We start from the raw sequence: 20,912 nt of genomic DNA, 5'->3' as shown, positions 1-20,912 counted from the left end.
CATTGGCTTATGTACCCGTACCCAAGGATTTAACAAAAGTCAAAACAAAGGTCATGTTCAATCTGACCAAGCGGCAGCTTATCTGCTTCACGGGCGGAGCGCTTATTGGCGTACCGCTTTTCTTTTTGCTCAGAAAACCTACCGGAAACAGTGTAGCGGCTATGTGTATGATGCTGGTTATGCTGCCCTTCTTTATGCTGGCTATGTACGAAAAGCATGGACAGCCGCTGGAAAAGATCGTGGGCAACATTCTCAAAGTAGCTGTGATCCGTCCCAAGCAGCGACCTTACCAGACCAACAACTTTTATGCCGTATTAAAGCGGCAGGAAATGCTCGATAAGGAGGTGTATGACATTGTTCACCGCAATAAAAAAATGGCTGCATCGGATGTTCGGAAAAACCGAGGAAAAAACTGTGCAGCCGGTAAAGACAAAGAAAAAACTGTCCCGCGCCGATAAGAAGCAGATCGAAGCGGCCATTGCCCGCGCTAACCGCACGGACAAAAAAGGGAAATCTGCGCAGGACAGTATCCCTTATGAACGGATGTGGCCGGACGGAATCTGCCGCATATCGGACAGCCACTACACAAAGACCATCCAGTTTCAGGACATCAACTATCAGCTCTCCCAAAACGAAGATAAGACGGCAATCTTTGAGGGTTGGTGTGATTTCCTCAATTATTTTGACAGCTCGATTCATTTCCAGCTGTCTTTTTTGAATCTTGCGGCATCGGAGGAGACCTTTGCTAACTCCATTTCCATCCCGCCCCAGAGGGACGCCTTTGACAGTATCCGCGAAGAATACACCACAATGCTGCAAAATCAGCTGGCCAGAGGTAATAACGGTCTCATCAAGACCAAATACCTGACCTTTGGTATCGACGCGGACAGCATCAAAGCCGCCAAGCCCCGTCTGGAGCGTATTGAGACCGATATACTTAATAACTTCAAGCGTCTTGGTGTAGCTGCCAGAACGCTGGACGGTAAAGAAAGGCTTTTTCAGCTTCATGCGGTATTCCACATGGATGAACAACTCCCGTTTCAGTTTGAATGGGACTGGCTGGCTCCTTCCGGTCTGTCCACAAAGGATTTTATTGCACCAAGCTCCTTTGAGTTCCGCACCGGCAAGCAGTTCCGTATGGGCAAGAAATACGGGGCTGTTTCTTTTTTGCAGATTCTCGCACCGGAGCTGAATGACCGTCTGTTGGCTGATTTTCTGGATATGGAAAGTTCGCTCATTGTGAGTATGCACATTCAGTCGGTGGATCAGGTGAAAGCCATCAAAACGGTAAAGCGGAAGATTACCGACCTGGACCGCAGCAAGATCGAGGAACAGAAAAAAGCAGTCCGTGCCGGATACGACATGGACATCATTCCATCTGACCTTGCTACCTACGGCAGTGAAGCGAAAAAACTCTTGCAGGATTTGCAGAGCCGCAACGAGAGAATGTTCCTTTTGACCTTTCTGGTGCTGAACACAGCGGACAATCCCCGTCAGCTTGGCAACAACATCTTTCAGGCAGGCTCTATTGCCCAGAAGTATAACTGTCAGCTGACCAAGCTGGACTTCCAGCAGGAAGAAGGGCTGATGAGCTGTCTGCCTCTGGGTCTCAATCAGATTGAGATTCAGCGAGGACTGACCACCAGTTCCACAGCTATCTTTGTGCCCTTTACTACGCAGGAACTGTTCCAGAACGGGAAAGAAGCTCTGTACTACGGCATCAATGCTCTGTCCAACAACCTCATCATGGTGGACAGAAAGCTGCTGAAAAACCCCAACGGCCTGATTCTGGGTACGCCGGGTTCCGGTAAGTCCTTCAGCGCAAAACGAGAAATTGCCAACTGCTTTTTGCTTACCAGTGATGATGTTATTATCTGTGACCCGGAAGCGGAGTACGCACCTCTTGTTGAGCGTCTGCATGGGCAGGTCATCAAGATCTCACCTACTTCAACCAACTATATCAATCCGATGGATCTGAATCTGGACTATTCGGATGATGAAAGCCCGCTGTCACTCAAGTCTGACTTTATCCTCAGCTTGTGTGAGCTGATCGTGGGCGGTAAGGAGGGCTTGCAGCCGGTGCAGAAAACCATTATTGACCGTTGTGTACGGCTGGTTTACAACGAATATCTCAATGACCCAAAGCCGGAGAATATGCCGATTTTGGAGGACCTTTATAACCTGTTGCGGGAGCAGGAAGAAAAAGAAGCTCAGTACATTGCAACGGCATTGGAAATCTATGTGACGGGTTCGTTGAATGTGTTCAATCATCAGAGCAATGTGGACATTGATAACCGGATTGTCTGCTATGACATCAAGGAACTGGGCAAGCAGCTTAAAAAAATCGGTATGCTGGTGGTACAGGATCAGGTGTGGAACCGCGTTACCATCAACCGTGCCGCCCACAAGTCCACCCGTTACTACATCAACGAGATGCACCTGCTTTTGAAGGAGGAGCAGACCGCCGCCTATACGGTGGAAATCTGGAAGCGATTCCGTAAATGGGGCGGTATTCCGACAGGTATCACCCAGAATGTCAAAGACCTTTTGAGCAGCCGCGAGGTGGAAAATATCTTTGAAAATTCCGACTTCGTGTATATGCTCAACCAGGCAGGCGGAGACCGTCAGATTCTTGCTAAGCAGCTGGGTATTTCCACACACCAATTATCTTATGTGACCCACTCCGGTGAGGGCGAGGGCCTGCTGTTTTATGGCTCCACGATCCTGCCGTTTGTGGATCACTTCCCGAAGAACACCGAACTTTACCGCATTATGACTACCAAACCCCAGGAACTGAAAAAGAAGGAGGATGAATGATGATGAATCCCAACATTTTGAATAAAAATCCGCTGATGTTTTTTGACAGGGCGGTAAATGCCCAGCGCAGCCAGCTGCTTACAGTCATGGCCGATGCGGTAAGTGAGTGTCGCACGGCGGCAGACCAGGCAGCCGAACTGAATGAGACCGGTCAGGTGGGGCTGCTCCGTCTGGCAGAGGTCTGGAGCACCATCCGTGCCAAGGAAGGTATGGGTGGTCTGGTTCTGGAAGGAACCGAAGCGAAGATCCTGTCCGATGTGGTGGCACAGTTTTATGCCTACCTGTCCGGCTGTATGTTCAACGATCCTGTGGGAATGGCCATTTATGCAGAGCTGCACTACATGATGTCCTCCCTCATGCTGGGAGAATGGTTTGAATAAAGAGCCGCGCCTGCGCTTTACTGATGAGGAATGGTCTGATCCTGCACTGGAAAAGCCGATCCGTAAAGCTGAGAAAGCTGCGGCCAGAGCAGATAAGGCGCAGGCCAATATCCCAAAGAAAAAGGTCAGGCAGACGGTCATTGACCCGAATACCGGAAAAAAGACCTCGAAGCTGACCTTTGAGGACAAGAAAAAGCCACCTTCCAAAGTTTCTCAAGGAGTCAGGGAAGCTCCCGTCCATCTGGTCGCAGGCAAGCTCCACAAAGAGATCCGGGAAACAGAGCAGGACAATGTGGGCGTGGAAAGCGCCCACAAGTCCGAGGAAGCGGTGGAGACTGGCGCTTATCTGGTGCGGGAGGGCTATCGCAGCCACAAGCTGAAGTCGTACCGCAAAGCAGCACAGGCAGAGCGCCAACTGGAAAAGGCAAATGTAAATGTTCTGTACCAGAAATCTTTGCAGGAAAATCCTCAGTTTGCCAGCAATCCGCTTTCCCGCTGGCAGCAAAAGCAGGCCATCAAAAGGCAGTATGCCGCCGCCAAACACGCCGGTCAGACTGCCGGAAATACCGCCCAGGCTGCATCCAAAACCGGAAAAGCTGCAAGGACGGTAAAAGAAAAGGTACAGCAGGCAGGGGCATTCGTCATGCGCCACAAGAAGGGTTTCCTGATGGCAGGGGTTTTGTTCCTCATTACCTGTATGCTGATGAATACCATGTCCTCCTGCTCCATGATGGCGCAGAGCATCGGTTCCGTTCTCTCCGGCACCACCTATCCGTCGGATGACCTGGAAATGCTGGCGGTGGAGGCAGATTATGCAGCCAGAGAAGTCCAGTTGCAGGAGGAAATCGACAACATTGAAAGCAGCCACCCAGGGTATGACGAGTATCGCTATGACCTTGGTATGATCGGTCATGACCCTCATGAGCTGGCAGCATTTCTGTCTGCCGTTTTGCAAGGCTACACCCGGCAGAGCGCTCAGGCAGAGCTGGCGCGTGTGTTTGCAGCACAGTATCAGCTGACGCTTACTGAGGAAGTGGAGATCCGCTACCGCACGGAGACCTCCACCGACCCGGAGACCGGCGAGACCACCTCAGAAGAAGTCCCCTATGAGTATTACATTTTGAATGTGAAACTCACCAGCAAGCCCATTTCCGCTGTGGCGTCGGAGATTCTGACCCCGGAGCAGATGGAAATGTATCAGGTCTACCGACAGACCATGGGCAATAAGCCGTTGTTGTTTGGCGGCGGTTCCCCTGATACCAGCGGCTCGGAAGATCTGTCCGGTGTGCAGTTCATTAACGGTACCCGCCCCGGCAATCCTCAGCTGGTGGAACTGGCCAAGCGTCAGGTGGGCAATGTGGGCGGCTATCCTTATTGGAGCTGGTATGGCTTTGACAGCCGCGTAGAGTGGTGCGCCTGCTTTGTATCCTGGTGTTATAACCAGGCTGGAAAAAGTGAACCGCGCTTTGCAGGCTGTGAGTGGCAGGGCGTTCCGTGGTTCCAGTCTCATGGACAATGGGGTGCAAGAGGCTATAACAATCTGGCTCCCGGAGATGCAATTTTCTTTGATTGGGATTTGGATGGGACAGCAGACCATGTGGGTATCGTGATCGGTACGGATGGCAGCCGTGTTTATACGGTGGAGGGAAATTCCGGCGATGCCTGCAAGATCAAAAGTTATGACCTGAATTATCAAAGTATTAAGGGCTACGGCCTGATGAACTGGTAACAGACTTTGTGGAAAGGAGTGAACGGTTATGGCAAAAAACAAAATTGAACGTATCGACCAGGAAATTGAGAAAACCCGTGAGAAGATTGCGGAATATCAGGAAAAGCTCAAGACCCTGGAAGCACAGAAAACGGAGGCAGAGAATCTGGAAATCGTTCAGATGGTTCGTGCGTTACGCATGACTCCAGCACAGCTGAACGCTATGCTTTCCGGTGGAATGAACCACGGCAGAGATACAGCACTGTCGGAATCAAATAATCAGGAGGCTACCGCTTATGAAGAATAAAAGAATTTGCAAAACACTTTCCGCCCTTTGCCTGACAATGGTTGTGGTATTTGGCTTTACGATCCCTGCTTTTGCACAGGGGTCAGAACAGGCTCCGGCGGCACCGGCAGAGGATTCTACCAATGACAGCAATGTGATTGTGGAAGAAACAGAACCGGCACCGGCACTTACACCAGATGGCAATGCCGCTCTGGTGGATGATTTTGGTGGCAATAAGCAGCTCATTACCGTTACCACCAAGGCTGGCAACTATTTTTACATTTTGATCGACAGGGCTAATGAGGATAAAAAGACTGCTGTTCACTTTCTGAATCAGGTGGACGATGCAGACCTTGCGGCGCTGATGGAAGATGGAAAACCCAAAGAGGAGATGCCTGCGGTATGCAGCTGTTCAACAAAATGTGAAGCAGGGGCAGTCAATACGGCCTGCCCGGTCTGCGCAACTGATAAGAGTAAATGTACGGGCAAAGCACCGGAACCTCCGGCAGAAACATCGGAGCCGGAAAAGGAGAAGCCTGCCGGATTGAACCCGGCTGCGATAGTCCTTTTGCTGGCTCTGCTGGGAGGCGGTGGCGTATTTGCCTACTTGAAGCTCGTTAAGAACAAGCCTAAGACCAAGGGCAATGACAGTCTGGACGATTATGATTATGGCGAGGAGGATTCCGAGGAATGGGAAACCGAGGATGAGGAGTCGGACGAGCCGGACGCTGACGGGGGCAGCACAGAAGAAGATGATGAGGACAGTGTGAAATGACCCGATTCACAGACAGTCCCTATGAACGCATGATGACACGCAGGCCGGAGGGCGGGAAGGAAACTTCCCGTCCTCCTTCTTTACCCCACAGCCACCCCTGCTATGGTTGCGGGAATTATGGAAGACCCTGCGTAGGTATCTGTCACCGGGAAATGTCCCGATGGCTCAAAGAGAGGAGGAACCATCATGGCTCAACATAAATTGGTAATTGCCGAAAAACCATCAGTTGCCCAGAATTTGGCGGCTGTGATCGGCGCAACCGTCCGTAAGGACGGGTATCTGGAGGGCAACGGCTGGCGTGTCAGCTGGTGCGTGGGCCACCTGGCCGGTCTTGCGGATGCAGACAGCTATGACCCAAAGTATGCCAAGTGGCGATATGATGATCTGCCTATCCTGCCGGAACATTGGCAGATGGTGGTAGGAAAAGATAAGAAAAAGCAGTTTGATATTCTCAAAAAGCTGATGAATGCCCCGGATGTGACGGAAGTGGTAAATGCCTGTGATGCCGGACGCGAGGGCGAGATGATCTTCCGCAGCGTCTATGAGCTGGCAGGTTGCAAGAAGCCGATGAAAAGGCTCTGGATTTCTTCGATGGAGGACTCCGCCATAAGGGAAGGCTTTGCAAACCTGCGCCCCAGTGCGGACTATGACGGACTTCGAGATGCTGCCCTCTGCCGTGCCAAGGCCGACTGGCTGGTGGGAATCAATGCCACAAGGCTTTTTTCCGTGCTGTATCACCGTACCCTCAACATCGGGCGCGTGATGTCCCCAACACTGGCGCTTATTGTCCAGCGAGAAGCTGAGATCGACACCTTTCAGCCGATTCCCTTTTATACCGTGGCGCTGGAGCTGCCCGGTCTTACCGTATCCGGGGAGCGCATGGCGAATAAGGCCGCTGCCGAGCAGCTGAAAGAAGCCTGTCAGGGTGCAAATGTCACAATCAAAAAGGTGGAGTGCAAGGAAAAGTCCGAAAAGCCGCCTGCCCTCTATGACCTGACTACCCTGCAAAGAGATGCCAACCGCCTGCTTGGATTTACAGCCCAGCAGACCCTGGACTATCTACAAAGCCTGTATGAAAAGAAGCTCTGCACCTATCCCCGTACTGACAGCCGCTATCTGACTGGTGATATGGCAGACAGCCTGCCGGTGCTGGTGAATCTGGTTGCCAGTGCTATGCCGTTTCGCAAAGGGATCGCCATTACCTGTGATCCGCATACGGTCATCAACGATAAGAAAGTAACCGACCATCACGCAGTAATCCCTACCAGAAATCTCAAGGATGCAGACCTTTCTGCCCTTCCTGCGGGAGAAAAAGCGGTGCTGGAGCTGGTGGCCCTGCGTCTGATGTGCGCCGTAGCCCAGCCCCATATCTATTCGGAAACTGTTGTGATTGCAGCGTGTGCCGGTGGGGAGTTTACCACAAAAGGAAAAACGGTGAAGCATCCCGGATGGAAAGCACTGGAGGACGCTTACCGTGCCAAAATGAAGGATGCAGAGCCGAAAAAAGAGGGCGCAGAGAAAGCCCTGCCGGAGCTGACCGAAGGACAGACCCTTTCGGTTGCTGCGGCAATCGTCAAAGAAGGCAAAAGCAGTCCGCCTCAGCACTTTACGGAGGATACCTTGTTGTCCGCAATGGAGACTGCCAGAAAAGAGAATATGCCGGAGGACGCCGAGCGAAAAGGTCTGGGGACACCGGCCACCCGTGCCGGTATTTTGGAAAAGCTGGTATCTGCCGGTTTTCTGGAACGAAAAAAGAGCAGGAAAACGGTGCAGCTTCTCCCTTCCCACGATGCAGTTTCCCTGATCACAGTGCTGCCAGAACAACTGCAATCGCCGCTTCTGACTGCCGAGTGGGAGTACCGCCTGGGCGAGATCGAGCGCGGGCAGCTTGCCCCGGAGGAGTTTTTAGACGGGATCAGCACCATGCTGAAAGATCTGGTGGGGACTTATCAGGTCATCAAGGGAACTGAGTATCTGTTCACTCCGCCCCGTGAGGTGGTGGGCAAATGCCCTCGCTGCGGCGGTGAAGTTGCAGAACTGCAAAAAGGCTTCTTCTGTCAGAATGATTCTTGCAAATTTGCAATCTGGAAAAACAACAAATGGTGGGCTGCCAAGAAAAAACAGCCGACCAAGGCTGTGGTGTCTGCGCTACTGAACGATGGCCGTGTCCGTGTGACGGGGTTATATTCGGAGAAAACCGGCAAGACCTACGATGCCACTGTGGTTTTGGAGGACGATGGACAGTATGCCAACTTCAAGCTGGAATTTGACCAGCGGAAAGGAGGCAGCCGATGAAGCTCTCTTTAGTGGAACGGGAAACCATTCTCCTCTATAACCAGGCAGAACCAATGGCTGAGGTCTACACCCACGATCCCCGTCTGATGGAAAAGCTGGAACTGCTGGCAAAAAAGCACCCCGACCAGATCATCCGAAAGGACGCCCATAACTTTACCGTCCCCAAGCGGTGTGTATCAGTCCGGGAGCCATACAGCGCCGAGCGTCGCAAAGCTGCCAGTGAGCGTGCGAAAGCCGCCGGATACCAGCCCCCTGTGAAAAAGTCCGGCAGTTAAAGGCACATGGCAGAGAATGTATTTGAAGCGGTCAAGCAGTCGGTCAGCACCAGAGAAGCGGCAGCGTTTTATGGGATCGAGGTCAAACGAAATGGTATGGCCTGCTGTCCCTTTCACGATGATAAGAACCCCAGCATGAAGGTAGACCAGCGGTTCCACTGCTTTGGCTGCGGTGAAGATGGGGATGTGATCGACTTTACCGCAAAGCTCTTTAACCTCTCCCCAAAAGAAGCGGCGGAGAAACTGGCACAGGACTTTGGCCTGATCTATGACAGTCAGGCCCCGCCCCGCAGGAGATATGTCCGGCAAAAAACCGAGGCACAGAAGTTTCGGGAGGATCGACAGCGCTGTTACCGCGTACTGTCCGATTACTACTATCTGCTGAAAAAATGGGAAGCCGACCGTTCTCCCAGGACACCGGAGGAAGAACCGCACCCCCGCTTTGTGGAAGCAATCCAGAAGAAAACCTATGTAGAGTACCTGCTGGACCTTTTTCTTTATGAAAGTGAAGAAGAACAAAAGGCATGGATTGCAGAACACACAGCAGAAATCACACACTTGGAAAGGAGATTGAAAATCATGGCTGAGAATAAACCCACCAACCGAGAACGGCTAAGGGAAATCACAGATGGCATCGAGCAGGGCATCAAAGAACTGTTTGAAAGCGAAAAGTATATGCGCTATCTGTCCGTCATGTCCCGATTTCACCGCTATTCGGTAAACAACACCATGCTCATCTATATGCAGAAGCCGGATGCCACTTTGGTAGCCGGATACAATAAGTGGAAAGACCAGTTTGAGCGTCATGTAAAAAAGGGCGAGCATGGCATTACCATCATTGCCCCGACACCGTATAAGAAGAAAATCGAGGAGCAGAAGCTGGACCCGGATACCAAGGCTCCGATTTTGGATAAAGACGGAAAGATCGTTACAGAGGAAAAAGAAATCGAGATCCCCATGTTTCGTCCGGTCAAGGTCTTTGATGTGAGCCAGACCGACGGGAAACCTTTGCCGGAGCTTGCTTCCTCCCTTTCCGGCAATGTGCCAAATTATGAGGCATTCATGGAGGCCCTGCGCCGCAGCGCACCGGTGCCGATTACTTTTGAAGCAATGGCCGCCGATACGGACGGCTATTTTTCTGCCGATCATCAGAAAATTGCCATTCGTCAGGGCATGAGTGAGGTTCAGACGGTTTCAGCCACAGTACACGAGATTGCCCACAGCAAGCTCCATGACCCTAAAAAATATGAAATGCTACCGTCATGGAAGGTTGTGCTGGAGAGTGAAGGTGGAACTAAGCATGATTTCAAGCTGGATTTTGCCACAGAAAAAGAAGCCGAACAGTTTGCTTCTGATATGGATTGGCGCTATGTGGACGAAAATCAGTTTGAATGGCGTCTTGCAGTTGAGGAAGATGCAACCGCAGAAAAACAGGCAATCAAAAACCGTCACACGGAAGAAGTGGAGGCTGAAAGCATCTCCTATGCAGTCTGCAAATATTTTGGCATCGAGACTGGAGAAAATAGCTTTGGCTATATTGCCAGTTGGAGTCAAGGCAAGGAGCTGAAAGAACTGAGAGCCAGTTTGGAGACCATCAACAAAACCTCTGGCACTTTGATCTCCGACATTGAGCGCCACTATAAGGAAATCTGCAAAGAGCGCGGAATCGACCCTCATGCAAAGGTAGAGCCGGAAACCGCCCCGATAGAGCAGCCAGCAGATGCCATTAAGGTATCTGATAGGCTGCCGACCGGCGATCTGACCTACTATGTAGCAGAGTGCATGGAATTTCCAAACCTCGGAGAATACCACGATAACCTGTCTTTGGAGGAAGCTGTCCGCATTTATCAGGAGATTCCAGCAGAGCGAATGAACGGGATCAAGGGCATTGGTTTTGAGCTGAAAGACGGAAGCGACTATGAAGGACCTTTTCCGATTTTGACCGGCCAGACCATTGACCTGGACACCATCCAGGCAATCGACTATTACCGTGATAATCCTCTGGTGCAAAAAGCGGTAAAGGAACTGGCTGCGGCAATGCCGGAAATGGAAGTGCTGGGGGCGGATGCCAACCAGCAGGAGGCTTTGTTTCTGATTGACGATGCCACCTATCTTCATATCCAGTCCTGTGACAGCGGCTGGGACTATACCCTTTACGATGCCGCGTCCATGAAAGAGTTGGATGGTGGTCAGCTGGATATGCCGGAGATTTCCCGCATGAAGGCAGTTCTCCAGATTTGTGATGACAACGATTTGGGCAGAGACTCGGTAAAATACGCACCGTTGTCCATGATTGAGACCTTGCAGGAAGCTGCCTACCAGCAGATGCAGGCAGAGGCCAGTCAGATGGCTGCTTCTTCTCAGCTGCCGGAAGCACAAGAGCAGGCGCTGGATGAATACCCTATGCCTGATGAGCAGGTATCCACACCGGATATGCAGGAATACGGCTACTTCTATGATGGGATGCTCCCTGTCACCAGAGAACGGGCGCTGGAACTGGATGCCGCTGGTTTGACCGTCTATGTGCTGCATGAGGACAATACGGAGAGCATGGTGTTTGACCCGCAGGAAATCATGGATCATGGCGGTCTTTTTGGCGTGGACCGTGAGGAATGGGAGAAAAGCCCTCAGTTCCACGAAAAGGTCATGGAGCGTCAGGAACATCAGCAGGAACGCGAACAGGCATTTCTATCCCAGAACAGAGATTGCTTTGCTATCTATCAGGTGAGCCGTGACGATCCGCAGAATGTGCGCTTTATGAATCTGGATTGGTTAAAGTCCCATGACATTTCCATAGACCGCAGCAATTATGACCTCATTTACACAGCTTCGCTGAGGGAGTCTGGCACGGTACCGGAGCAGCTGGAAAAACTATATGAGCAGTTTAATCTGCAAAAGCCGGCGGATTTTCACAGTCCTTCTATGAGTGTCAGTGACATCGTTGCGATCAAGCAGGACGGTAAGGTATCCTGTCATTACTGTGACAGTGTTGGTTTTACCCAGATCCCCGGATTCCTGCCGGAAAATCCGCTGAAAAATGCGGAGATGGCCGTGGAGGACGATTACGGCATGATCGACGGTATCATCAACAATGGCGCAAAAGAGCCTACGGTGGCAGAGCTGGAACAGCAGGCCCGCAACGGTCAGCCCATTTCCCTCATGGATTTGGCTGCCGCTGCCCATCGGGAGGAACGGGAAAAGAAAAAGTCCGTCATGGAGCAGTTGAAAAGCCAGCCCAAGGCAGAACACAAAAAGATAGCGCCAAAAAAGAGTGCGGAAAGGGAGATTTGATATGGGAAACTTTACTTTTGAGGAAATGAACCTGATGTGCATTTACAATACCGGCAGCCGCACCGGACTGATCGACAGCCTGCGTGATATGCGCGGCGAGCTGGCCCCGGAGGAAACCGAGCTGCGGGAGTTGACAGACAGCGCACTGGGCAAGCTCCAGGCCATGAGTGATGCCGAGTTTGCCGAGCTGGAGTTGTATCCGGATTTTGACCAGTAAACACCATAATCGCAGGGATGGGGTGGCAATATGCCACCCCACCTTTTTACCCCAAAACTGAAAGGAGGACAGAACACTATGCCAACCAAAGCTGAACTATATGCACAGATGGCGGAGAAGGTGACAACGCAGCTCACGGGGAGCTGGCAGGAATGGGCAGGGTTTCTCACCACTGCTTCCCGCCTTTACAAGTACCCGTTCCATGAGCAGTTGATGATCTACGCCCAGCGTCCGGACGCCACCGCCTGTGCAGAGTACGATTTGTGGAATGAAAAGATGGGCCGGTATGTAAGGCGCGGCTCCAAGGGAATTGCTCTGGTGGACGATTCCGGGGACAGGCCCCGCCTGCGCTATGTTTTTGATATTTCCGACACCGGAACCCGTGAACATTCCCGCACTCCCTGGCTGTGGCAGCTGGAGGAGCGCCATTTGGATTCGGTGCAGGCCATGCTTGAGCGCACCTATGATGTTTCCGGTGATGACCTTGCCGGACAGCTCACCGAGGTAGCCGGAAAACTGGCTGAGGAATACTGGACGGAGCATCAGCAGGACTTCTTCTATATCGTTGACGGTTCCTTTTTGGAGGAATATGATGAGTTTAACATCGGAGTACAGTTCAAGGCAGCAGCCACCGTCAGTATCACTTATGCTTTGATGTCCCGCTGTGGACTGGAACCGGAACGCTACTTCGACCACGAAGATTTCATGGCGATCTTTGATTTCAATACTCCGGCAACCATCGGAGCGCTGGGAACAGCGGTCAGCCAGATCAACCAGCAGGTGCTGCGGCAGATCGGCGTTACCGTCCGAAATGCAGAGCGCGAAGCCAACCAAGAAAGGAGCAAACAAGATGAACAATCCCATGACCTATATCCAGAACGGAGACTATCTGATTCCCGACCTGAAGCTGAGCCAGCAGCCGGAGAAACCCCTGGGCAAGTACGGCAGGATGAGGAAAACCTACCTGAAGGAACACCGTCCCATCCTCTACAACCAGATGTTGCTGAGCGAGAAGCTGTACCCGCACCTTCTGGAGATCGACGAGACCGCCCAGAGCAGACTGGAGCAGATGATGCCCCAGCTGACGAAGGAAGCGGGAGCCACCGAGGAACTGAAAGCCAGCGATCCCATGAAGTGGGTGGGGCTGATGAACACCTGCAAAGCTCAGGCCGAGGAAATCCTGATGGCGGAGCTTATCAACAGCTGACTCTAAACCTGTTCCTCTCCGAAGCGGAACAGATCCAATCCATAGATGAAGCAGAGAATGTAGCGCATACATCCTCTGCTTTTTCTTTTACCCAAAATGACATCGACCATGTGCTGCGTTTGGGCGGCAATACAGACCGTCAAAGGGAGCGTGTGGTTGCAGCCTTTGAAAAGCAGAAAACCACCGCTGAGATTGCCGAGATACTGAAAACGCTGTACCACGGCGGCAATGGCCTTGGCAGTGTGAGCGCATGGTATGCCGAGGATGGTATCCATCTTTCACATGGGAAGTCTGTCCGTTATGACAGGTCTGCCCAGGTCATTTCCTGGGAGAGTGCCGCAGAGCGTATCGGGGAGCTTTTGGAAAGTGGTCAGTTTGCCTCCAATGTGGAGCTTGCAGAAGCGGCAGGCTATGAACGCTCCCTCCTCTCGGAAAAGCTCTGGCATCTGTATCACGATCTCAGTGAGGACGCCAGAAAAGGCGGATATTTGTCCTGCCTGTCAGAGATCAAAGGCAATGGTTTCCCGGAGGAGACCCGCCGCCTGATGGAGCAGCTGAGTGAACCGGCTTTCCGCCAGACCCTCAAGGAAGAATACGCTGCCTTCTGGACTGCCTATCAGCAGGACCGTGACCTGTTGCGTTTTCACTATCATAGACCGAGGGAGATCTGGGAGAACCTGAAGGACCTTGACCTGCCCCGCAGGACCTTTTCTTCAGAGCTTTCCCAAGTTCCAACCGTCCAGCACTTTATTACCGAGGATGAGATCGACGCCGCCATGACCGGCGGAAGCAGTTTCGCCGGAGGAAAAGGCCGTATCTATGCGTTCTTCATGGCAAACCATACGGATAAGGAGAAAGTGAGATTCCTCAAAGACGAGTATGGCATTGGCGGACGCTCTCATGCCTTGTCCGGTGCAACACACAGCGGCGAAGATCACGATGGGAAAGGACTGCACTATAAAAAGCAGGACTGCCCGGATGTTCACTTGAACTGGGAAAAGGTTGCCAAGCGCATTACCTCACTTGTCCAGAAAGACCGCTATCTTACCGAACAGGAACAGGCGCAGTATGACAAAATCCAGTCTGAAAAGGAACTGGCCGAAGAAGATGCCATTCAAGCCCAGCAGCCAGAGATGGAAGAAGAAACGCCAAAGCCTATCCTTCGGGAGCAGTTTGAGCAGTATAAGCCTGTGGTGACTGCCGCTATTTCCGAGGATGCCGCATACCGCAATGCCTGTGGGCATTCTGACCGTGAAAATGCTGTCATCGAGGGTAATGCCGCTGTGCGCCGTGCGGTCCTTGGTTCTAAGGATATGGAGCTGATCCGACTCTATTCGGATGTGCCGGAGTTCCGCCAGCGTCTGCACCGGGAAGTGATCGACGAAACCTATCCAAAGCTCCATGAACTTCTGCGCCCTCTTTCTCAGGAAGATATTGATACTGCCCTTTGTGCATGGAACGGCAATATCGAGAGTAAACACGCTGTTATCCGCTATATGAAAGACCATGCAAGAGAAAAAGATACCGCCGCATGGCTGGCTCAGGAATACGGCGGCAGTAACAGCAACAGCCTGTTCGTTGTCCGTGCCGGCAGCCCGGAGGAAACGCAGCTGCCCTGGCCGAAGGTACAGCGCAGGCTTGCCCAGCTCATTCAGGAGGACCGGTTCTATACCGAAGAAGAACAGAACCGTTTTGACGACATCGACCCAATCGCCATCCGGGAAGCTCTGGAAGAAAGAGGGATCGTCAACGGGCAGGTGACAGACCCGGAAAAACTGGACAATGCTCCGTTTATCCAACAGGTGATGTCAGATGCCGAGCAGATCGCAGAAGCCGAGACAGAGCAGACTTCCAAAGTTTCCATTTCCGATGAGGAATATGACGCAGTTCGCCGCCCAATTCCGCAAAGAACCTCCTATGACCCAGCCGCCCCGGTCTATGCCGTGGGCGATACCGTGTATATCGAGGATGATGCCTATCAGATCACCGAGCTGCGGGAGGACACCGTACAGCTTCTGCCCACCGGGATGGTATATCCCATCTACCGGGCAGAGCGCAAAGAACAGTTCGAGCAGCTGCTTCGGGCAGACCGCCGCAATGCTTACTATACCGAGTTTCTTCCTATTGACCCGGACAAGGCAGAACAAGACTTGCGGGATGTATTGGCTCATGGACTGATGGATGAAGCGGATAAAAAGCAGATTTCCACGCTGCTGCAATCCGGCAGGAGCAACAGCGAGATCGCCTACTGGCTGAGCAGAGCCTATTCCGGTGAGATTGAGACACTGAATCTGGAGACCGGCGATATTGTCGATTACCGTACCACGGCACAGGGCATAGAACTGGAAGTCATGGATGCAGAGGAAAAGCGTCTGGCTATGCTGTATTTCCGCTGGGATGAGGTTGCGCCTTTGCTGCGCGGGATGTATGCCCGTCAGCAGGACGGTTTTGGACAGGAACAGCCCCAACCGGCTACCGAATCCCCGACCTTCCATTCCGAGACCATGGCCGTCTATCCGGGCGATAAGAACAATCTGCCTTATGATGTGGTGGTGGAACGACTGCATATCGAGGAGCCGGAGCCGCCAGCCCCTGTGACTGAGCCGGAGAAAACCTTTGAGGAAGTGCTGGACGAACACCCGGTTTCCATTCAGGTCAATGGCCAGTGGCAGACCTTTCCCAATGCCAAAGCTGCCGAGGAAGCATCTTATGAGGAATACAAGGCTAACCTGCGCCGCAATGCAAAAAACTTCCGCATTACAGATGAGCATTTGGGTGAGGGCGGTCCGAAAGCCAAGTTCCAGGCAAATGTCAATGCGATTCGTTTGCTGAAAGAGCTGGAAGCTGCCGGACAGCAGGCAAGCCCCGAACAGCAGGAGGTTCTTTCTCGATATGTGGGCTGGGGCGGTCTCTCTGATGCGTTTGACCCGGAGAAACCGGCATGGGCTTTAGAGTATGCCCAGCTAAAAGAACTGCTGACCCCGGAGGAATATGCCGCCGCCAGAACCTCTACCCTCAACGCCCATTACACCAGCCCTACGGTCATTCAGGCCATCTATGAAGCGGTGGACCGTATGGGATTTGAGACCGGAAATATTCTGGAGCCGTCTATGGGTGTGGGCAATTTCTTTGGTATGCTGCCGGAGAAAATGCGAAACAGCCGTCTGTACGGCGTGGAGCTGGACCCTGTTTCCGGGCGCATCGCAAAGCAGCTCTATCCCAAGGCGGACATCACAGTAGGTGGCTTTGAGACCACCGATAGGCGTGACTTCTTTGACCTTGCCATCGGCAATGTACCTTTCGGTCAGTATCAGGTCAATGACAAAGCCTACAACAAGCTGAATTTCAGTATTCACAACTACTTTTTCACCAAAGCACTGGACCAAGTGCGTCCCGGCGGCGTGGTGGCTTTTGTAACCTCCCGATATACTATGGACGCCAAGGATTCCACCGTGCGCCGCTATCTTGCCCAGCGTGCCGAGATGCTGGGAGCTATCCGTCTGCCTAATGACGCGTTCAAAAAGAATGCCGGTGCCGAGGTGGTATCGGACATCATCTTCCTCCAAAAACGGGACCGCCCGCTGGACATCGTGCCGGAATGGACTCAAACCGGACAGACGGAGGACGGATTTGCCATCAACCGGTATTTTATCGACCACCCGGAAATGGTGCTGGGCAGACAGGAGCCGGTAAGCACTGCTCATGGTATGGACTACACCGTGAACCCTATCGAGGGACTGGAGCTTTCCGACCAGCTGCATGATGCGGTGAAGTATATTCATGGCACTTATCAGGAGGCAGAGCTGCCGGAGCTGGGCGAAGGCGAAGCTATTGACACCTCCATTCCTGCCGACCCCAATGTGAAGAACTATTCCTATGCCATTGTAGACGGGCAGGTGTACTACCGGGAAAACAGCCGTATGGTGCGCCCTGACCTCAACGCCACCGCCGAAGCCCGTGTAAAAGGTCTTGTGGGACTGCGTGATTGTGTGCAGGAACTGATCGACCTTCAGATGGATGCAGCGGTTCCGGACAGCACCATTCGGGAGAAGCAGGCGGAACTGAACAGCCTCTATGACAGCTTTTCTTCCAAATACGGTCTCATCAATGACCGTGCAAACCGTCTGGCCTATGCAGACGATTCTTCCTATTACCTGCTCTGTGCGTTGGAAGTCATCGACGAGGACGGAAAGCTGGAACGCAAGGCAGATATGTTCACCAAGCGGACCATCAAGCCCCATCAGGCGGTGGCTGTGGTGGATACGGCAAGTGAAGCACTGGCGGTGTCCATCTCGGAAAAAGCCTGCGTGGATATGGACTATATGAGCCAGCTTACCGGAAAAACAAAAGAAGAACTGGCCGGAGAGCTGCAAGGCGTAATCTTCCGTGTACCGGGACAGCTGGAGAAAGACGGCACACCCCATTATGTGACTGCTGATGAATACCTCTCCGGCAATGTACGCCGCAAACTGCGTCAGGCGCAGCGGGCCGCACAGCAGGACCCGGTTTATGCAGTCAATGTGGAAGCCCTTACCGCCGCCCAGCCCAAAGACCTGGATGCGTCGGAGATCGAGGTGCGTCTGGGCGCTACCTGGATTGACAAGGAATATATCCAGCAGTTTATGTATGAGACCTTTAATACCCCGTTTTATCTCCAGCGCAGTATCGGGGTCAACTATTCGTCCTTTACCGCTGAATGGCAGATCAAGGGGAAATCTTCTGTATCCTACAACGATGTGGCAGCTTATACCACCTACGGAACCAGCCGTGCCAATGCCTACAAGATTTTGGAGGACAGCCTGAACCTGCGGGATGTCCGTATCTATGACACCATAGAGGACGCAGACGGAAAAGAGCGCCGCGTACTGAACGCCAAGGAGACCACCCTGGCGGCTCAAAAACAGCAGGCGATCCGGGAAGCCTTTAGGGACTGGATCTGGAGAGACCCGGAGCGCCGCCAGACTTTGGTGCGCCAGTACAACGAAGAAATGAACTCTACCCGTCCCCGCGAATATGATGGCAGCCATATCACTTTTGGGGGCATGAACCCGGCCATTACCCTGCGGGAACACCAGAAAAGCGCCATTGCCCATGTGCTGTATGGAGGAAATACCCTGTTGGCACATGAAGTAGGCGCAGGCAAAACTTTTGAGATGGTAGCTGCTTCGATGGAAGCCAAACGCCTGGGCTTGTGCCAGAAATCTCTCTTTGTGGTTCCAAACCATCTGACCGAGCAGTGGGCGTCGGAGTTTCTGCGTCTCTATCCTTCCGCCAATATCTTAGTCACCACAAAAAAGGACTTTGAAACCCATAACCGAAAGAAGTTCTGCGCTCGTATTGCGACGGGTGATTATGATGCCATTATCATGGGACACAGCCAGTTTGAGCGTATCCCCATCAGCCGGGAGCGTCAGGAACGGCTTCTCTATGAACAGATCGACGAGATCACTGAGGGGATTGCAGAGGTACAGGCCAGTGGCGGCGAGCGTTTCACCGTCAAACAGCTGGAGCGTACCAGAAAGTCTCTGGAAGCCAGACTGGAAAAGCTGCAAGCCGAGGGGCGAAAAGACGATGTGGTAACCTTCGAGCAGCTGGGTGTGGACCGTTTGTTTGTGGACGAGGCCCACAACTATAAAAACCTGTTTCTATACACAAAAATGCGGAATGTGGCTGGTCTTTCCACATCGGACGCGCAGAAATCCTCCGATATGTTTGCCAAGTGCCGCTATATGGATGAGATCACTGGAAACCGTGGCGTGATTTTTGCCACCGGCACCCCGGTCAGCAACTCCATGACCGAGCTTTACACCATGCAGCGTTACCTTCAGTATGAACGCCTGCAAGAACTGAACATGACCCACTTCGACTGCTGGGCTTCCAGATTTGGGGAGACCGTCACAGCATTGGAGCTGGCACCGGAAGGCACCGGCTACCGGGCAAGAACGAGATTCAGCAAGTTCTTTAATCTGCCAGAGCTGATGAACCTGTTCAAAGAAGTGGCGGACATCAAGACCGCCGACCAACTGAACCTGCCCACCCCGGAGGTGGAATACCACAACATCGTGGCGCAGCCTACCGAACATCAGCAGGAAATGGTGAAGGCACTCTCTGAGCGCGCTTCCGAAGTACACAGAGGCAGTGTGGACCCGTCGGTGGATAATATGCTCAAAATCACCTCGGATGGCCGCAAGCTGGGACTGGACCAGAGGATCGTCAACCAGATGCTGCCGGATGAACCTGGCACAAAGGTCAATCAGTGCGTGGACAACATCATGCAGATCTGGCGGGATGGCGAAGCTGACAAGCTGACCCAGCTGGTGTTCTGCGACATTTCTACACCGCAGGCAAAAGCTACTGCAAGCAAGGCGGCGAAAACGCTGGATAATCCACTGCTTCACGCACTGGAAGGTGCCGTGCCTCTGCCGGAGCAGGAACCGGCCTTTACGGTATATGACGATATTCGTCAGAAACTCATTGCTCAGGGGATGCCTGCCGACCAGATCGCTTTTATCCATGAAGCCAACACCGAAGTGCGGAAAAAGGAGTTGTTCTCTAAAGTCCGTACCGGTCAGGTGCGTGTCCTTTTGGGCAGCACCGCCAAGATGGGCGCAGGCACCAATGTGCAGGACCGTCTGGTGGCACTTCATGACCTGGACTGTCCGTGGAGACCGGGAGACCTTGCCCAGCGCAAGGGCCGTATCGAGCGCCAGGGTAACCAGAATCCTCTTGTCCATGTGTACCGCTATGTGACCGAAGGAACCTTTGACGCATACCTCTGGCAGACGGTGGAGAATAAGCAAAAATTCATCAGCCAGATCATGACTTCTAAATCGCCGGTACGCTCCTGCGATGATGTGGATGAAACCGCCCTCAGTTTTGCAGAGATCAAGGCTTTGTGTGCCGGAGACCCACGTATCAAAGAGCGCATGGATTTGGATGTGGAGGTATCCCGCCTGAAGCTGATGAAAGCCGACCACCAGAGCAAGCAATATCGTCTGGAGGACCAGCTGCTCAAATACTTCCCGGAGGAGATTGAAAAGCACAAAGGCTTTATCAAGGGCTTTGAATCCGATCTGGAGGTTTTGGCAGCGCACCCGCACCCGGAGGACGGTTTTGCTGGTATGGAAATCCGTGGCGATCTGCTGACCGATAAGGAGAACGCCGGCGCAGCCCTTTTGGATGCCTGCAAGGAGGTCAAAACCTCCGATCCGGTGCAGATCGGCAGCTACCGGGGATATGCCATATCCGTGGAATTTTCCGCTTGGAAACAGGAGTATACGCTCCTGCTGAAAGGACAGATGACCCATCGGGCAACCCTTGGTACAGACCCTCGCGGAAATCTTACCCGTATCGACAATGCCCTCGCTCAGATGCCCCAGCGTCTGGAGGCGGCAAAGGCCCAGCTGGATAACCTCTATCAGCAGCAGGCTGCCGCAAAGGAGGAAGTCGGAAAGCTATTCCTTTATGAAGAAGAACTGCGAAGCAAAAATGCCCGTCTGGTGGAGCTGGATACTTTGCTGAACATCGACGGAAAGGGACAGGCACACGCCGAGGCTGTTGTTGCCAAAAGCGCACGGCCTTCGGTGCTGGATCATCTGAAACGTCCGGCGACGCCCCGCAGTACAGACAAGAAACCAAAACAGCATGAGGAGGTGCGATAA

14 protein-coding genes are annotated in these 20,912 nt (G+C 52.8%); 13 read left to right on the top strand and 1 reads right to left on the bottom strand.

The features are described from left to right. Positions 1-2: 2 nt before the first annotated feature. The 11 genes from AAAY30_RS03825 to AAAY30_RS03775 are packed head-to-tail and all read left to right on the top strand — an operon-like array spanning position 3 to position 12,044. The gene (locus AAAY30_RS03825) at positions 3-458 is read left to right on the top strand and encodes a PrgI family protein (protein ID WP_005335865.1); all 456 of its coding nucleotides are present in this window, start codon (positions 3-5) and stop codon (positions 456-458) included. Next, entirely contained in the window at positions 415-2,817 is a 2,403-nt protein-coding gene (locus AAAY30_RS03820) for a VirB4-like conjugal transfer ATPase, CD1110 family (RefSeq protein ID WP_499215835.1), read from the top strand. Before AAAY30_RS03825 ends, AAAY30_RS03820 begins: the two co-directional genes overlap by 44 nt. Then, positions 2,814-3,197, top strand: a complete 384-nt coding sequence (locus AAAY30_RS03815) for a DUF3851 domain-containing protein (protein ID WP_044024583.1) — start codon at positions 2,814-2,816, stop codon at positions 3,195-3,197. Before AAAY30_RS03820 ends, AAAY30_RS03815 begins: the two co-directional genes overlap by 4 nt. After that, positions 3,190-4,926 carry a C40 family peptidase gene (locus AAAY30_RS03810; RefSeq protein ID WP_499215817.1) on the top strand — a complete coding sequence of 579 codons (1,737 nt, stop codon included), beginning with the start codon at positions 3,190-3,192 and terminating at the stop codon, positions 4,924-4,926. The genes AAAY30_RS03815 and AAAY30_RS03810 overlap by 8 nt, the downstream gene beginning before the upstream one ends. Before the next feature lie 28 nt (positions 4,927-4,954). Then, positions 4,955-5,212, top strand: a complete 258-nt coding sequence (locus tag AAAY30_RS03805; protein ID WP_002576231.1) for a DUF4315 family protein — start codon at positions 4,955-4,957, stop codon at positions 5,210-5,212. Continuing rightward, positions 5,202-5,966 (top strand): DUF4366 domain-containing protein, encoded by a 765-nt coding sequence (locus tag AAAY30_RS03800; RefSeq protein ID WP_215650766.1) that lies wholly within the window; start codon positions 5,202-5,204, stop codon positions 5,964-5,966. Before AAAY30_RS03805 ends, AAAY30_RS03800 begins: the two co-directional genes overlap by 11 nt. Continuing rightward, positions 5,963-6,166 carry a hypothetical protein gene (locus AAAY30_RS03795; RefSeq protein WP_009003368.1) on the top strand — a complete coding sequence of 68 codons (204 nt, stop codon included), beginning with the start codon at positions 5,963-5,965 and terminating at the stop codon, positions 6,164-6,166. Before AAAY30_RS03800 ends, AAAY30_RS03795 begins: the two co-directional genes overlap by 4 nt. Next, positions 6,153-8,261 (top strand): type IA DNA topoisomerase, encoded by a 2,109-nt coding sequence (locus AAAY30_RS03790; protein WP_499215818.1) that lies wholly within the window; start codon positions 6,153-6,155, stop codon positions 8,259-8,261. The genes AAAY30_RS03795 and AAAY30_RS03790 overlap by 14 nt, the downstream gene beginning before the upstream one ends. Continuing rightward, complete coding sequence (locus tag AAAY30_RS03785; protein ID WP_097785476.1) at positions 8,258-8,536, top strand: immunoglobulin; 279 nt, start codon at positions 8,258-8,260, stop codon at positions 8,534-8,536. The genes AAAY30_RS03790 and AAAY30_RS03785 overlap by 4 nt, the downstream gene beginning before the upstream one ends. Positions 8,537-8,542: 6 nt before the next feature. Continuing rightward, the gene (locus AAAY30_RS03780) at positions 8,543-11,827 is read left to right on the top strand and encodes a YodL domain-containing protein (protein WP_499215819.1); all 3,285 of its coding nucleotides are present in this window, start codon (positions 8,543-8,545) and stop codon (positions 11,825-11,827) included. A gap of 1 nt (position 11,828) precedes the next feature. Next, a complete protein-coding gene (locus AAAY30_RS03775; protein ID WP_055200194.1) occupies positions 11,829-12,044 on the top strand; it encodes a transposon-transfer assisting family protein in 216 nt (71 codons plus the stop codon). A gap of 96 nt (positions 12,045-12,140) precedes the next feature. Here AAAY30_RS03775 and AAAY30_RS03770 read toward each other — a convergent pair whose 3' ends face one another. Continuing rightward, positions 12,141-12,908, bottom strand: coding sequence for a hypothetical protein (locus AAAY30_RS03770; RefSeq protein WP_227970470.1), 768 nt, complete (start codon positions 12,906-12,908; stop codon positions 12,141-12,143). On the opposite strand from AAAY30_RS03770, the gene AAAY30_RS03765 reads away from it, so the two are divergent. Together AAAY30_RS03765 and AAAY30_RS03760 are read left to right on the top strand one after the other, a co-directional pair. Further along, entirely contained in the window at positions 12,895-13,251 is a 357-nt protein-coding gene (locus AAAY30_RS03765) for a TnpV protein (protein WP_242828620.1), read from the top strand. The genes AAAY30_RS03770 and AAAY30_RS03765 overlap by 14 nt on opposite strands. A gap of 545 nt (positions 13,252-13,796) precedes the next feature. Next, entirely contained in the window at positions 13,797-20,912 is a 7,116-nt protein-coding gene (locus AAAY30_RS03760) for a helicase-like domain-containing protein (protein ID WP_499222345.1), read from the top strand.

Source organism: Ruminococcoides bili, assembly GCF_040093295.1.
GTDB classification, from domain to species: domain Bacteria; phylum Bacillota; class Clostridia; order Oscillospirales; family Acutalibacteraceae; genus Ruminococcoides; species Ruminococcoides intestinale_A.
The sequence above is the reverse complement of the archived record's forward strand: the minus strand, read 5'-3'. Positions and strand labels throughout refer to the sequence as shown.